The organism is Pseudomonas asiatica (assembly GCF_009932335.1).
GTDB lineage: Bacteria > Pseudomonadota > Gammaproteobacteria > Pseudomonadales > Pseudomonadaceae > Aquipseudomonas > Aquipseudomonas asiatica.
Genome location: NZ_BLJF01000001.1, coordinates 2316907 through 2330288 on the forward strand (window position 1 = coordinate 2316907; position 13382 = coordinate 2330288).

Consider the following 13382-nt stretch of genomic DNA (forward strand, 5'->3'; position numbering starts at 1 on the left):
GACCGGCATGGTAGTACTCTCAGGAGCCCGAATGTTCAAGACCATCGAAGCCCACGTTCGCAAACAGGTCGCCCCCGCCGCCCTGCGCGCCGAATTCCGCCAGCACGAATTCGAGCTCATGCGCCCGTTCTGCCTGCTGGTATTCTGCGTCAGCATTCTGATCTGGCTGGTTTTCGACCTGATCGTCAGCTTCCTCGGCGGCCAGGGTTTCACCTGGCTGTCCTATCTGTTCATCACCCTGCTCGGCAGCCTCACCGTGGTACTGCGGTTCACCCGTCGCAGCCATCACTTCGATGTACTCAACCTGCTGTTCATCGCCGCCATCACCCTGGGCATGCGCCTGGTGATCGAAGGCATCCCGGTGGCCCAGCGCCCGGTATGGCTGGTGCTCGGGGTGTCCACCGTGCTGTATGCCGTTTCGGTGCTACCGGTGCGGCGCTGGTCGTTCTTCTGCGCCATGGCCATCACCTGGGTGGTGCTCAACCCGTTCTACCACACCCGTATCGGGCCGGACGAACTCGAAGGCGCCATGCTGATCAGCTACGCGGTGTTCCTCAGCGGCCTGGTCATCTACAGCTACCTGCAGATGCGCAAGGCCAAGCTGCACAACTTCTACCTGTCCAAGGTGCTGCTGGACCAGGCCTATGTCGATGCCCTGACCGAAATCCCCAATCGCCGCTCGTTCATGGCCCAGGCCGGCCACCAGCTGCGCCTGGCCACGGCCGAGCAGTACCTGGCGATGATCGACATCGACAACTTCAAGCGGGTGAATGACCGTTTTGGCCATGACGTGGGCGATGAAGTACTCAAGCGCGTGGCCCTGCATATCAAGGCGAGCATGGCCGGTTACGAGTTTGCCCGACTGGGTGGTGAGGAATTCGCGATCTTTTTCCAGGGGCTGGACCAGCAAGGCGCCGAGCAACGAGTGGCGGCGCTGTGCCAACGAGTACGTGAAGATGTTGGCGAACACCCGGTAACCATCAGCATTGGCCTCACCCGGGTGGACCAGGGCGACAGCCTGACCACGGCGCTGGTGCGCGCCGACCAGGCGCTGTACGAGGCCAAGCACAGTGGCAAGGACCGGTTTGTGCTGTGGTCTGCCCGGCTGGCAGAAAGTGATTAGCAGGCCCGGCCCTTTCGCGGGTAAACCCGCTCCCACAGGTGCTCCACAGTGTTTGAAATCTGTACGGCTCTTGTAGGAGCGGGTTCACCCGCGAAAGGGCCGGCACAGGCACCCAATCACCCGGCAGGCAAGCGAATCCGGAACTGCGCGCCCCCCAGCGCCGACTGCGCCACGGTCAAGGTGCCACCCTGCCCCTCGATCGCCCGCCGGCTGATCGCCAAGCCCAGGCCAAACCCTCCGGTATTGCGGTCACGGCTACGGTCCAGGCGGTAGAACGGCTGGAAAATCCGCTCGCGCTCCTCCACCGGAATACCGATCCCGTCATCCTCCACCGTCACCAGGCAGGCGCCATCGTCTTCCAGACGCAAGCGCAGCAACAGGCTTTCGTCGCAGTAACGCATGGCATTGCGCACCAGGTTCTGCACCGCCCGTGCCGTCAGCCGTGGGTCCAGCACAAAACGCGGCAGATCCCCCTCGGCCCGCACTTCCCACTGGATACCCCGGCCATCGAGCTCCTCGGCAAAGCCGCCGAGCACGCTGTCGACCAGCTCCAGCAACGACACCTCGACCCGCTCGCGGGCCTGGTCGGCGTTGTACAGCCGGCTGTAGGACAACAGCTCCAGCACCAGCTCATCCAGCTCACGCACATGCCCCACCAGCTCCAGCAGGCGCTTGCGGCTGGCCGGCGGCACTTCGTCGAACAGCAGCACCAGGCCGAAATCCAGCCGGGTCAACGGCGTGCGCAACTCGTGCGACACCGCATTGAGCAGCTCGCGCTGCTGGTTCACGTGGCGTTCCAGGTCACTGGCCATGGTGTCGAACACCCCAGCCAGCTCACCGATGTTGGAGTGCGGCGAGATGTGCGTACGCTCGGCCATCTGCCCCTGGCCCAGGCGCCGGGCGGTTTCCTTGAGGCGCTCCAGGTCGCGCCAGTGCGGCCATACCCACAGCAACAGGCAACCGAGCATCGCTGCACCGATCAGGACGGTCACACCCCACGACAGCACGTTGATATCCAGCGGGTCTGGCGGTGAGTGCAGGCGCACCAGCCATTCCTTGTCCAGCGGCGCCAACACCGTCTCGTAGTAGCCCCATTCGGCAATGCGCACGGCGTACAGGCCGTGCTCCAGGCGCGCCTGCTCGTCCTCGCTCAGGTCAGCCTGGTCCATGCGCAGCAGTTGCAGTTCCAGCGGCGCGAAATCACTGGCCAGCTCTTGCTCCACCGCCGGCCACTGCTCACGCGGGGCCTGACGGAACTGGCGCACGATCAGCGACTGCACGCCCTTGGCCTGGTCCAGGTTGTAGGCCATGAAGCGGTCCTGGAACAGGCCGACGATGGTGTCGGGGATGAACAACAGTGCACCGGCATAGGCAACGATGATCACCAGGTACAGCCGCACCAGAATCTTCAGCATGGGTGGTCAGCACTCCCACTCGACACGGCTGAACAGATAGCCCTTGCCCCACACGGTCTTGATCTTGCGCGCTTCGCCGGCGTTATCGTCGAACTTGCGCCGCAGCTTGGAGATGGCCACGTCCACCGAGCGGTCGGTGCCGTTGAACTCGATACCCCGCAGTTGCTGCAGGATGCGGTCGCGGTTCAGCACTTCGCCGGCATTGCGCGCCAGTACCACCAGCAGGTTGTACTCGCCGCTGGACAGCTCCACCTCTTCGCCACGCCAGCTCACGGTGCGCTCGGCCAGGTCGATGCGCAGGCCACCGATCAGGATCAGGTCGTTGTCCAGGCGCGGCTCGTTGACGCTGCTGCGACGCAGCAGGGTACGCACGCGGGCCAGCAGTACACGCGGTTCGCAGGGTTTGGTCACGTAGTCGTCGGCGCCCATTTCCAGGCCCAGGACCTGGTCGTGGCTGTCGTCGCGGGCGGTCAGCATCAGGATCGGCAGGCCCTGCGACTCCTGGCGCAGCAGGCGGCACAGCTGCAGGCCGTCGATGCCCGGCAGCATCAGGTCGAGGATGACCAGGTCGGGCTTTTGCCGGCGGTACTCGTCAAGCACATGATCGCCACGGGCGATCACCTGGACATGGAAGTCATTGCGTTGCAGGTAGCTGGCGATCAGTTCGGACAGGGCGCTGTCGTCTTCGACCAGGAAAATATTCGGCATAGGCGCTTGGGAATCTGGGTTGGGGTAAGACCTCACCGGCCTCTTCGCGGGCTTGCCCGCTCCCACAGGGACCCAACAGCACTTGAAAGCTGTGCAGTCCCTGTGGGAGCGGGCAAGCCCGCGAAGAGGCCGGTACAGGAATACTCAGGATATAGAACACTACAGGCAGACAGGATTGTTCTTCACACTTTTTCACACTCGTCCTACAGGTATTAACAGCCACGCAAGGAACGCCTGCCGTAGCATACCGGCGGTCATCATCGGAAGATCCGTATGTCTACTACCCTCCCCCCACGCTTGCGCCCGTTGGCGCTTCTGGCGCTCCTGAGCCTGTCCCTGGCCGGCTGCGACGACAGCGCCGAACAGGAAGAACAGGCCCCCACCCCGCAAGTGCGGGTGGAAACCCTGCAACTGCAGCCACTGGCCATCAGCAGTGAGCTCAGCGGCCGTATCCTCGCGCCGCGCACCGCCGAAGTGCGAGCACGTGTCGCGGGCGTTGTGCTCAAGCGGGTGTATCGCGAAGGCAGCGACGTCAAGCAGGGCGATGTGCTGTTCCTGATCGACCCGGCACCGTTCAAGGCCGACCACGACAGCGCCCGCGCCACCCTGGCCAAGGCCGAGGCCACCCTGTACCAGGCACGCCTGCAGGAGCAGCGCTACCGCGAACTGGTCGACGACAAGGCCGTCAGCCGCCAGGAATACGACAACGCCAAGGCCAGCTACCTGCAGGCCGATGCCGCAGTGGCCGAGGCCAGGGCCGCCCTGGAACGCGCCCGCCTGAACCTCGGCTACGCCACCGTGACGGCTCCGATTTCCGGCCGTATCGGGCGCGCACAGGTCACCGAAGGTGCGCTGGTCGGGCAGAACGAGACCACGCCCCTGGCGACCATCCAGCAGCTGGACCCGATCCACGCCGATGTCACCCAGTCGACCCGCGAGCTCAACGCCCTGCGCCGCGCCATGCGTGCCGGCGAGCTGCAGCAGGTGGGCGACGGCCAGGCCCGGGCCACGCTGATCCAGGACGATGGCAGCACCTACCCGTTGCCGGGCAAACTGCTGTTCTCCGACATCAGCGTCGACCCCAGCACCAACCAGATCACCCTGCGCAGTGAGTTCCCCAACCCGGACCTCGACCTGCTGCCAGGCAGCTACGTGCGCGTGCGCCTCGAGCAGGCCGTGCAGCCCAAGGGCCTGAGCGTGCCGCAGCGCGCCATCCTGCGCGACAGCGCTGGCGTGCCCAAGGTGCTGGTGGTCGACCCGCAGGCCCGGGTCAGCGACCGCCAGGTAGTACTGGGCAGCGCCCAGGGCGACCGCTGGATCGTCAGCGAAGGCCTGGCCCCCGGCGAACGGGTGGTGGTGGAGGGCCTGCAACACGTCAAGGCCGGTGACCAGGTGCAGGTCGACAACGCATCAGGGGCATCGCCCATCGCACAGCACACTGGCCAGTGAGGGCCTGATTCATGCCGCAATTCTTCATCGACCGCCCGGTATTCGCCTGGGTGGTCGCCCTGTTCATCCTGCTGGCCGGTGCCCTGGCCATCCCGCAGCTGCCGGTGGCCCAGTACCCCAACGTGGCCCCGCCGCAGGTGGAAATCTACGCCGTGTACCCGGGCGCCTCGGCGGCGACCATGGACGAGAGCGTGGTCAGCCTGATCGAGCAGGAGCTCAACGGCGCCGACAACCTGCTGTACTTCGAGTCGCAGAGCAGCCTGGGCAGCGCCACCATCACCGCCACCTTCGCCCCGGGCACCAACCCGGACCTGGCCCAGGTCGACGTGCAGAACCGCCTGAAGGTGGTCGAGTCGCGCCTGCCGCGCCCGGTGACCCAGCAAGGCCTGCAGGTGGAAAAGGTCTCCACCGGCTTCCTGCTGCTGGCCACCCTCACCTCCGAAGACGGCAAGCTCGACGAAACCGCCCTGTCGGATATCCTTGCGCGCAACGTGATGGACGAGATCCGCCGCCTCAAGGGCGTCGGCAAGGCCCAGCTGTACGGTTCGGAACGCGCCATGCGCATCTGGATCGACCCGCGCAAGCTGATCGGCTTCAACCTCACGCCCAACGACGTGGCCGAGGCCATCGCCGCGCAGAACGCCCAGGTGGCACCCGGCAGCATTGGTGACCTGCCCACCCGTGGCACTCAGGAAATCACCGCCAACGTGGTGGTCAAGGGTCAGCTGAGCACCCCCGAGGAGTTCGCCGGGATTGTCCTGCGTGCCAACCCGGACGGTTCCACGGTGACCATCGGCGATGTCGCCCGGGTCGAGATCGGTGCCCAGGAATACCAGTACGGCACGCGCCTGAACGGCAAGCCGGCCACCGCCTTCAGCGTGCAGCTGTCGCCGGGCGCCAACGCCATGGAAACCGCCACCCTGGTGCGGGCGAAGATGCAGGACCTGGCGCGCTACTTCCCCGAAGGCGTCAAGTACGACATCCCCTACGACACCTCGCCATTCGTCAAGGTGTCGATCGAGCAGGTCATCAACACCCTGTTCGAAGCCATGCTGCTGGTGTTCGCGGTGATGTTCCTGTTCCTGCAGAACCTGCGCTACACCCTGATCCCGACCCTGGTGGTGCCGGTGGCCCTGATGGGCACCTTCGCCGTGATGCTGGCCATGGGCTTCTCGGTCAACGTGCTGACCCTGTTCGGCATGGTGCTGGCCATCGGCATCCTGGTCGACGACGCCATCGTGGTGGTGGAAAACGTCGAGCGGATCATGGCCGAGGAAGGCCTGCCGCCCAAGGAGGCCACGCGCAAGGCGATGGGCCAGATCAGCGGCGCGATCGTCGGCATTACCCTGGTGCTGGTGGCGGTGTTCCTGCCCATGGCCTTCATGCAAGGCTCGGTGGGCGTGATCTACCAGCAGTTCTCGCTGTCGATGGCAGTGTCGATCCTGTTCTCGGCGTTCCTCGCCCTCAGCCTGACCCCGGCGCTGTGTGCCACCCTGCTCAAGCCGGTGGCCAAGGGCGAGCACCACGAACGCAAGGGCTTCTTCGGCTGGTTCAACCGGCGCTTCGAGGGCATGAGCAACGGTTACCAGCGCTGGGTGGTGCAGGCGCTCAAGCGCAGCGGCCGCTACCTGCTGGTATACGCGTTGCTGCTGGCGGTGCTGGGTTATGGCTTCAGCCAGCTGCCCACGGCGTTCCTGCCCACCGAAGACCAGGGCTACACCATCACCGATATCCAGCTGCCGCCGGGCGCCAGCCGCATGCGCACCGAGCAGGTGGCGGCACAGATCGAGGCGCACAACGCCGAAGAGCCCGGCGTGGGTAACACCACCTTGATCCTGGGTTTCAGCTTCTCGGGCAGCGGGCAGAACGCAGCGCTGGCTTTCACCACGCTCAAGGACTGGTCCGAGCGCGGTGCCGACGACAGCGCCCAGTCGATCGCCGACCGCGCGACCATGGCCTTTACCCAGCTCAAGGACGCCGTGGCCTATTCCGTGCTGCCACCGCCAATCGACGGCCTTGGCGAGTCGACCGGCTTCGAGTTCCGCCTGCAGGACCGCGGCGGCATGGGCCACGCCGAGCTGATGGCCGCCCGCGACGAACTGCTGGCAAATGCCGGCAAAAGCAAGGTGCTGACCAACGTGCGCGAAGCCTCGCTGGCGGAAAGCCCGCAGGTACAACTGGAAATCGACCGCCGCCAGGCCAACGCCCTGGGCGTATCGTTTGCCGATATCGGTTCGGTGCTGGACGTGGCCGTGGGTTCCAGCTACGTCAACGACTTCCCCAACCAGGGCCGCATGCAGCGGGTGGTGGTGCAGGCCGAAGGCGACCAGCGCAGCCAGGTCGAAGACCTGCTGAAGATCCACGTGCGCAACGACAGCGGCAAGATGGTGCCACTGGGCGCCTTCGTCCAGGCCAGGTGGGTCAGCGGCCCGGTGCAACTGACCCGCTACAACGGCTACCCGGCGGTGTCGATTTCCGGCGAACCGGCAGCCGGCTACAGTTCGGGCGAAGCCATGGCCGAGATCGAGCGCCTGGTGGCCCAGCTGCCGGCCGGTGCCGGCCTGGAATGGACTGGCCTGTCGCTGCAGGAGCGGCTGTCCGGCAGCCAGGCACCGATGCTGATGGCGCTGTCGTTGCTGGTGGTGTTCCTGTGCCTGGCAGCGCTGTACGAAAGCTGGTCGATCCCCACCGCAGTTCTGCTGGTAGTACCGCTGGGCGTGCTCGGTGCGGTGCTGGCGGTGACCCTGCGCGGCATGCCCAACGACGTGTTCTTCAAGGTCGGCCTGATCACGCTGATCGGCCTGTCGGCGAAGAACGCCATCCTGATCATCGAGTTTGCCAAGAGCCTGGTCGACCAGGGCGTGGATGCTGCCGACGCCGCCGTGCAGGCCGCGCGCCTGCGCCTGCGCCCGATCGTGATGACCTCGCTGGCGTTCATCCTGGGCGTGGTGCCACTGGCCATTGCCAGCGGCGCCAGCTCGGCCAGCCAGAAGGCGATCGGTACCGGGGTGATCGGCGGCATGCTCAGCGCCACCCTGGCCGTGGTGTTCGTGCCGGTGTTCTTCGTGGTGGTGATGCGCCTTGCCGGGCGACGCCAGGCGGGTAATGCCGACACGCAGGCCGTGACCAGCGACAGCTGACTGGACAAGCCCCGCGTGAAATGGGAGGGTTCCCGGCATTGACTGCCCGGAACCCTTTTTCATGCCTGATGCCCTGCCCCCCTGCTCCATCCTCATTCTCGCCGGTGGCCGCGGCCAGCGCATGGGCGGCCGCGACAAGGGCCTGGTCGACTGGCAGGGCGAACCGCTGGTGGCGCATGTGCAGCGCGTGGTACGGCCGCTCAGCGATGACCTGGTGATTTCCTGCAACCGTAACCAGCAGGCCTACCGGGCGTATGCCGACCAGTTGGTCGGCGATGCCGAGGCGGACTACCCCGGGCCGTTGGCGGGGGTGATTGCCGGGCTCAAGGTGGCGCGGCATGAATGGGTGGTGCTGCTGGCCTGTGATGCACCGCTGGTTGACCGGGGGTTGATCGAGGACCTGCTGCACCTGGCGGTGGCGGGTGACAGTGCGGCCATGGTGCGCCAGGGTGGGTACTGGCAGCCGATGTTCAGCGTGCTGCCACGCCGGGTGTTGCCGGTGCTGGAGCAGGCCTGGGCGACGGGCGAGCGGAGTTTGCAGAAGGCCTTGCTGCGTGAAGCGGTGCAGGGGCTGGAATGTGCCGACGATGATCGCAGGTTGAGCAACTTCAACAGCCCGGAGTTGCTGCAGGGCTGAGGTCATCTGCTGCCTGACCATCAGCCCTGCGCGGTCCTTGTAGGAGCGGCCTTGTGTCGCGAAAGGGCCGCAAAGCGGCCCCGGGATTTCGGCGCAGATGCACAAATTGCCGGGGCTGCTCTGCAGCCCTTTCGCGACACAAGGCCGCTCCTACAGGGGCCCACTTCCTTTTCAATGGGTGATTTACCCGGCAAACAGCTCCTCGACACTGATCTCGCGCATGCGGAACTTCTGCACCTTGCCGGTCACCGTCATCGGGAACTCATCGACAAAGCGGAAGTACCGGGGCACCTTGAAGTGTGCGATCCGCGCCTTCGCCCAATCGCGCAGTTCCTCCGCGCTGGCCGTATGCCCCGGATGAAGCCGCACCCAGGCCACGATCTCTTCACCGTACTTGCTGCACGGCACGCCAATCACCTGCACATCGGCCACCGCCGGGTGGGTGAAGAAGAACTCCTCCAGCTCGCGCGGGTAGATGTTCTCGCCGCCGCGAATGATCATGTCCTTGCTGCGCCCGACAATACGCACATAGCCCTGCTCGTCCATCACCGCCAGGTCGCCGGTGTGCATCCAGCCTTCCTCATCGATGCTTTCGGCCGTGGCCTTGGGGTTGTTCCAATAGCCCAGCATCACGCTGTAACCCCGCGTGCACAATTCGCCGATCTCGCCCCGCGGCAGCGTGTTGCCATCGGCATCAATCACCTTGTTCTCCAGCCTTGGCTGGGTGCGCCCGACGCTGGTCACGCGGCGCTCCAGGTCGTCGCTGGCGCCGGTCTGCAGCGACACCGGGCTGGTTTCGGTCATACCGTAGGCAATCTGCACCTCGGCCATGTGCATCTCGCCGATAACCCGGCGCATCACTTCGATCGGGCAGGTGGCGCCGGCCATGATCCCGGTGCGCAGGCTGGACAGGTCGAACTCGTCACGCTGCGGGTGGTCCAGTTCGGCAATGAACATGGTCGGCACACCGTACAAGGCAGTGGCCTTTTCTTCCGCCACCGCACGCAGGGTGGCCAATGGGTCGAAGGCGTCGTTGGGGTAGATCAGGGTGCTGCCGTGGGTCATGCAGCCGAGGTTGGCCATGACCATGCCAAAGCAGTGGTACAGCGGCACCGGCACCACCAGCCGGTCATGCTCGGTCAGGCCCAGGCTTTCACCGACCATGTAGCCGTTGTTGAGGATGTTGCTGTGGCTGAGGGTGGCGCCTTTCGGGAAGCCGGTGGTGCCCGAGGTGTACTGGATATTGATCGGGTCGTCGCAGCGCAGCTGCGCCTGGCGCTCGGCAAGGGCTTCGCGGCTGACGGCCGCGGCACGGGCCTGCAGGTCGTGCCAGGCGAGAAAGCCCGCTGGTGGCGCAGCGGCCAGGCTGACCACACCACGCAGTTCGGGGAAGCGTTCGCAGATCAGGGCGCCCGGCTGGCTGCTGGCCAGGCCCGGAACCAGGCCCAGCAACATGGCGTGGTAGTCGGATGTCTTGAACGCGTCGGCGCAGATCACCCAGCGGCAGCCGGACTGGCCGAGGGCGTAGTCCAGTTCGCTGGAGCGGTAGGCCGGGTTGATGTTGACCAGGATCGCGCCCACCTTGGCGCTGGCGAACTGGGTGATGCACCACTCTGCGCAGTTGGGTGCCCAGATACCGAGGCGGTCACCGGGCTGCACGCCCAGGGCCATCAGCGCACGGGCGTGCTGGTCGACCGCGTCGGCCAGCTGCTGCCAGGTGTAGCGCAGGGCCTGGTGGCGGACGACCAGGGCGTCACGGTCGGGGAAGCGGGCGACGGTGGTGTCGAAGGCGTCGCCGATGCACTGGGTAAGCAGGGGTTTGTCCTGGTTGCCCTGGGAGTAGCTTGGCTGGGGCATGGGCGGTCTCTTGTTGTTCTTGTGTTGATTGAGCGGGCCTCTTCGCAGCACAAGGCTGCTCCTACATTGGAGCGCAGTAGCCTGTAGGAGCAGCCTTGTGCTGCGAAGAGGCCAGTGAAGCCATCCTGGAGCTAACGGATGAACACCTGCGGCGTGGTGGTGGACATGTCCCCACCCGGCAACTTGATGTTCTTCACTTTCTCCAGCGTATCCGGGTTGAACACCGCCAGGTCATTGAAGGTGCCGCCCAGGTACAACTTGTCGCCTTTCTTGTCGAAGGCCACGCAGTAGTAAGTGTGGTCCAGATTCGCCGCCTTGATCAGCTTGCGCTGTTTGAGGTCGTACTTGGCCAGGCGGTTGAGCACGCCGTAGATCTGGTTCGGGTCTTTCGGCGAACGCAGCCCGGTGAAGTACAGCTCGGTCAGGTCGGCAAATTCCTGGGTGTGGGTCTTGCCGGTCTTCAGGTCGACGCTCAGGTAGCCATACAGCAGATCGGCGGTGGCCGGGTCCTGCTTGTCATCCTTGAACCTGGCAATGGTGTACAGCATCGAAAACTCGTGGCGCGGGCTCTGGTGCGGCCAGAAGTACAGCACGTCCGGGGCGCTGTAGCCTTTGCGGTTCCAGTTGCGTAGCGGCAAGGCCACCGTGTACTTGCCGGTCTTCACGTCCATCTTGTAGATGTCCGGCCCGGCGACGTACAGGCTGCCATCGTCCGCCGCACGCATCAGGTACACCTGGCGCGGCATCGGGAAGGTGCGCACCGGCTTGGCCTCCAGGCCATCGGCGGTGCTGAACACTTCCAGCCGCGGTGGCTTGACCACGTAGTGGTCGTTCAGGCGCTGGGTGGGGTTGACCGTGGCGTACACTTCCTTGCCGTCCGGGCTGATGGCGAACGAGTACATCGACCGGCCCACCTCACCCGGCACACTGGACAGGTTGGCGTGGAAGGTGTTCTTGCAGGTGTCCAGGTCGATGCCGTAGATGTCGCCGTAGTGGTTGTTGAGCACGTAGGCGGTGCGGTTGTCCGGCGCCATCATCGCGGTGCCGGGGCCGAACTTGTCGGGCATCACGCAGCTCTTGTACACCGTGTCACTGGCCACATCGACCACGTGCAGGTTGTTCGGGTAGTTGGTCACGATCATGTATTCGTGGCCAGCCTTCAGCGCCGGCCCGGTGTCGGCGGCCTGTACCAGCCCGGCACAGGCCGTGGCGGCGATGGTGAGCGCGAGTGACGCGCAGCGTCCAGCTTTCATGCGGTTTCCCCTTGTCATTCTTGTTGGGCCGGTCACTTGTCTTTCGGGAACACGGTGCCGAGGTTGCGCCAGTCTTCCGCCGAGTTGCTCGCCTGGGCGTTCCAGTCCTGGTAGGTGCTCATCATGTCCGGCACCTGGGCCGGCCACCAGCAAGGGTCGGAGCAGCCATACAGGTCGGCCTCCATCGGCTGGCACAGCGAGCTCACGCCACCAAAGGCGTCCACTTCCCAGCCCGGGTCGGTGGTGGCGGTGCAGCCCGCCACTGCGCTCATGGCCATGACTTCTTCGACGCGGTCTTCGGCGGCGGCCTGCTCGAGGATGCGCGCCTTGTTGTTCAGGGGCTTCAAGTGCTTCATGTCAGTGCGCCTTCCGCGGGGTGATGTAGCGATCGATGAAGGCCGGGTTGGCGGCCATGATGCGGCTGTAGACTTCGATGCCGAAGTCGACCCAGTCGCGCATCAGTTCGCAATAGTGGTAGGTCGGGTGCTGCGGGTCGCCATAGCGGGCATAGCTTTCGTGGTAGCAGCCGCCGGAGCACAGGTTGCGGATGCGGCAGCTGTCGCAGCCGGTGTTGCTGCGGTCCAGGCGCTGCGACAGGAAGTCGTTGAGCTGCGCCTGCTTCACGCCCTGGTGCACATTGCCGAAGGTCGGCAGGCTGGAGCCGGTGAAGCGGTGGCACAGGTTCAACTCGCCCTCATGGTCCACGGCCAGCATCTTCAGCCCGGCGCCGCACGGCAGGGCCTTCTTGTGGCCTTCGTGGATGTCGGTGATCAGCTGGTGCAGGTTGGAGAAGCCGATGTTGCGGTGCTCCAGCGCAGCCTCCAGGTAACGCCGGCCCAGCGCCTTCATGTTGGCGAACACCTGCACCAGCTCTTCGCCCGTGAGGTTGAAGTTGGCCATGTCGCCGGAGGTGACCGGGGCAAAGCCGACTTCAGCGAAGCCCAGTTCGTTGAACAGGTGGTTCCAGATGGTCTCGACATCGGTGATGCCACGGGTCAGCGTGACCCGCGCGCCCACCGGGCGGCTGTGGTAGCGCGACAGCAGCATGTCGACCTTGCGCCGCACCACGTCATAGGTGCCCTGCCCGCCCACGGTGATGCGGTTGCGGTCGTGCACGGTCTTGGGGCCGTCGATGCTGATCGACAGGCCGAAGCGATGGGCATTGAGCCAGTCGACGATCTCTTCGTTGAGCAAGGTGGCATTGGTGGTCATGATGAACTCCACCTGCTTGCCCGCCTCGGCGAAGCGCCGCTCGCAGTAGGCGACCATGTGCTCGATCAGTGGCCGGTTGGACAGCGGCTCGCCACCGAAGAACACCACGCTGTAGCGCTGCTCGTCGGGCGACTCCTTGAGCAGCATCTCCACCGAAGCCTCGGCGGTGGCAGTACTCATCTTCTTGCCCGCGGACGGTTTGTCCAGGTCTTCCTTGTAGCAGTAGGTGCAGCTGAGGTTGCAGCCGGTGTTGACGTTGAGCACCACGGTGTTCAGCGCCGTGCGCTCGACCTGCTTGAGGGCGATTTCCGGGGTCAGCGGCGAGCCGTCGCTGACCAGTTCCAGCGCGATCAGCTCGCGCAGGGTGTCCTGGATATCGCTGCCGGCAAACCGCTGGCCAAGGCGCTGCATCAGCTCCTCGGCCGAGCAGCCTTGCTGGCGCAGGGTGTCGATGATGCCGCCGGTCACCGCGTCGGCGGTGAACAGCGAACTGCTGGGGATATGGAACAGCATGCGGTCGGCGTCGACCTGCACTTCATGCAGGTTGCGTTCGACCAGGTTCAGTAGCGCGCCCATGGCGACCTCCCG

At 65.2% G+C, this 13382-nt stretch carries 10 protein-coding genes; 4 read left to right on the plus strand and 6 right to left on the minus strand.

What is annotated here, in order from left to right; genetic code table 11:
• Nucleotides 1-31 precede the first annotated feature (31 nt).
• Complete coding sequence (locus GYA95_RS10755; RefSeq protein WP_015270561.1) at nucleotides 32-1123, plus strand: GGDEF domain-containing protein; 1092 nt, start codon at nucleotides 32-34, stop codon at nucleotides 1121-1123.
• A gap of 116 nt (nucleotides 1124-1239) precedes the next feature.
• Here GYA95_RS10755 and GYA95_RS10760 read toward each other — a convergent pair whose 3' ends face one another.
• Nucleotides 1240-2538, minus strand: a complete 1299-nt coding sequence (locus tag GYA95_RS10760; protein ID WP_013972839.1) for an ATP-binding protein — start codon at nucleotides 2536-2538, stop codon at nucleotides 1240-1242.
• A 6-nt stretch (nucleotides 2539-2544) separates the two neighbouring features.
• Entirely contained in the window at nucleotides 2545-3246 is a 702-nt protein-coding gene (locus tag GYA95_RS10765; protein WP_003259958.1) for a response regulator transcription factor, read from the minus strand.
• Nucleotides 3247-3519: 273 nt separating this feature from the next.
• On the opposite strand from GYA95_RS10765, the gene GYA95_RS10770 reads away from it, so the two are divergent.
• The 3 genes from GYA95_RS10770 (at nucleotide 3520) to mobA (ending at nucleotide 8472) form a co-directional block, all read left to right on the plus strand.
• Nucleotides 3520-4695, plus strand: coding sequence for an efflux RND transporter periplasmic adaptor subunit (locus tag GYA95_RS10770; RefSeq protein WP_015270563.1), 1176 nt, complete (start codon nucleotides 3520-3522; stop codon nucleotides 4693-4695).
• Nucleotides 4696-4706: 11 nt separating this feature from the next.
• A complete protein-coding gene (locus tag GYA95_RS10775; protein WP_015270564.1) occupies nucleotides 4707-7835 on the plus strand; it encodes an efflux RND transporter permease subunit in 3129 nt (1042 codons plus the stop codon).
• A 61-nt stretch (nucleotides 7836-7896) separates the two neighbouring features.
• Nucleotides 7897-8472 carry a molybdenum cofactor guanylyltransferase MobA gene (gene mobA, locus GYA95_RS10780; protein ID WP_015270565.1) on the plus strand — a complete coding sequence of 192 codons (576 nt, stop codon included), beginning with the start codon at nucleotides 7897-7899 and terminating at the stop codon, nucleotides 8470-8472.
• Nucleotides 8473-8655: 183 nt separating this feature from the next.
• Here the strand turns inward: mobA and GYA95_RS10785 are convergent, their stop codons facing one another.
• The 4 genes from GYA95_RS10785 to peaB form a co-directional block, all read right to left on the minus strand.
• Entirely contained in the window at nucleotides 8656-10329 is a 1674-nt protein-coding gene (locus GYA95_RS10785) for a fatty acid CoA ligase family protein (protein ID WP_015270566.1), read from the minus strand.
• 131 nt (nucleotides 10330-10460) lie between these two features.
• Nucleotides 10461-11582, minus strand: a complete 1122-nt coding sequence (gene peaD, locus GYA95_RS10790) for a quinohemoprotein amine dehydrogenase subunit beta (protein ID WP_015270567.1) — start codon at nucleotides 11580-11582, stop codon at nucleotides 10461-10463.
• A gap of 32 nt (nucleotides 11583-11614) precedes the next feature.
• Complete coding sequence (gene qhpC, locus GYA95_RS10795; RefSeq protein ID WP_004375838.1) at nucleotides 11615-11938, minus strand: quinohemoprotein amine dehydrogenase subunit gamma; 324 nt, start codon at nucleotides 11936-11938, stop codon at nucleotides 11615-11617.
• Nucleotide 11939: 1 nt separating this feature from the next.
• Nucleotides 11940-13370 carry a quinohemoprotein amine dehydrogenase maturation protein gene (gene peaB, locus GYA95_RS10800; RefSeq protein WP_015270568.1) on the minus strand — a complete coding sequence of 477 codons (1431 nt, stop codon included), beginning with the start codon at nucleotides 13368-13370 and terminating at the stop codon, nucleotides 11940-11942.
• Nucleotides 13371-13382 lie beyond the last annotated feature (12 nt).

Coding starts and splice junctions, on each gene's coding strand:
- GYA95_RS10755 (WP_015270561.1), top strand. CDS start 32: ATGTTCAAGACCATCGAAGCCCACGTTCGCAAACAGGTCGCCCCCGCC.
- GYA95_RS10760 (WP_013972839.1), bottom strand. CDS start 2,538: ATGCTGAAGATTCTGGTGCGGCTGTACCTGGTGATCATCGTTGCCTAT.
- GYA95_RS10765 (WP_003259958.1), bottom strand. CDS start 3,246: ATGCCGAATATTTTCCTGGTCGAAGACGACAGCGCCCTGTCCGAACTG.
- GYA95_RS10770 (WP_015270563.1), top strand. CDS start 3,520: ATGTCTACTACCCTCCCCCCACGCTTGCGCCCGTTGGCGCTTCTGGCG.
- GYA95_RS10775 (WP_015270564.1), top strand. CDS start 4,707: ATGCCGCAATTCTTCATCGACCGCCCGGTATTCGCCTGGGTGGTCGCC.
- mobA (WP_015270565.1), top strand. CDS start 7,897: ATGCCTGATGCCCTGCCCCCCTGCTCCATCCTCATTCTCGCCGGTGGC.
- GYA95_RS10785 (WP_015270566.1), bottom strand. CDS start 10,329: ATGCCCCAGCCAAGCTACTCCCAGGGCAACCAGGACAAACCCCTGCTT.
- peaD (WP_015270567.1), bottom strand. CDS start 11,582: ATGAAAGCTGGACGCTGCGCGTCACTCGCGCTCACCATCGCCGCCACG.
- qhpC (WP_004375838.1), bottom strand. CDS start 11,938: ATGAAGCACTTGAAGCCCCTGAACAACAAGGCGCGCATCCTCGAGCAG.
- peaB (WP_015270568.1), bottom strand. CDS start 13,370: ATGGGCGCGCTACTGAACCTGGTCGAACGCAACCTGCATGAAGTGCAG.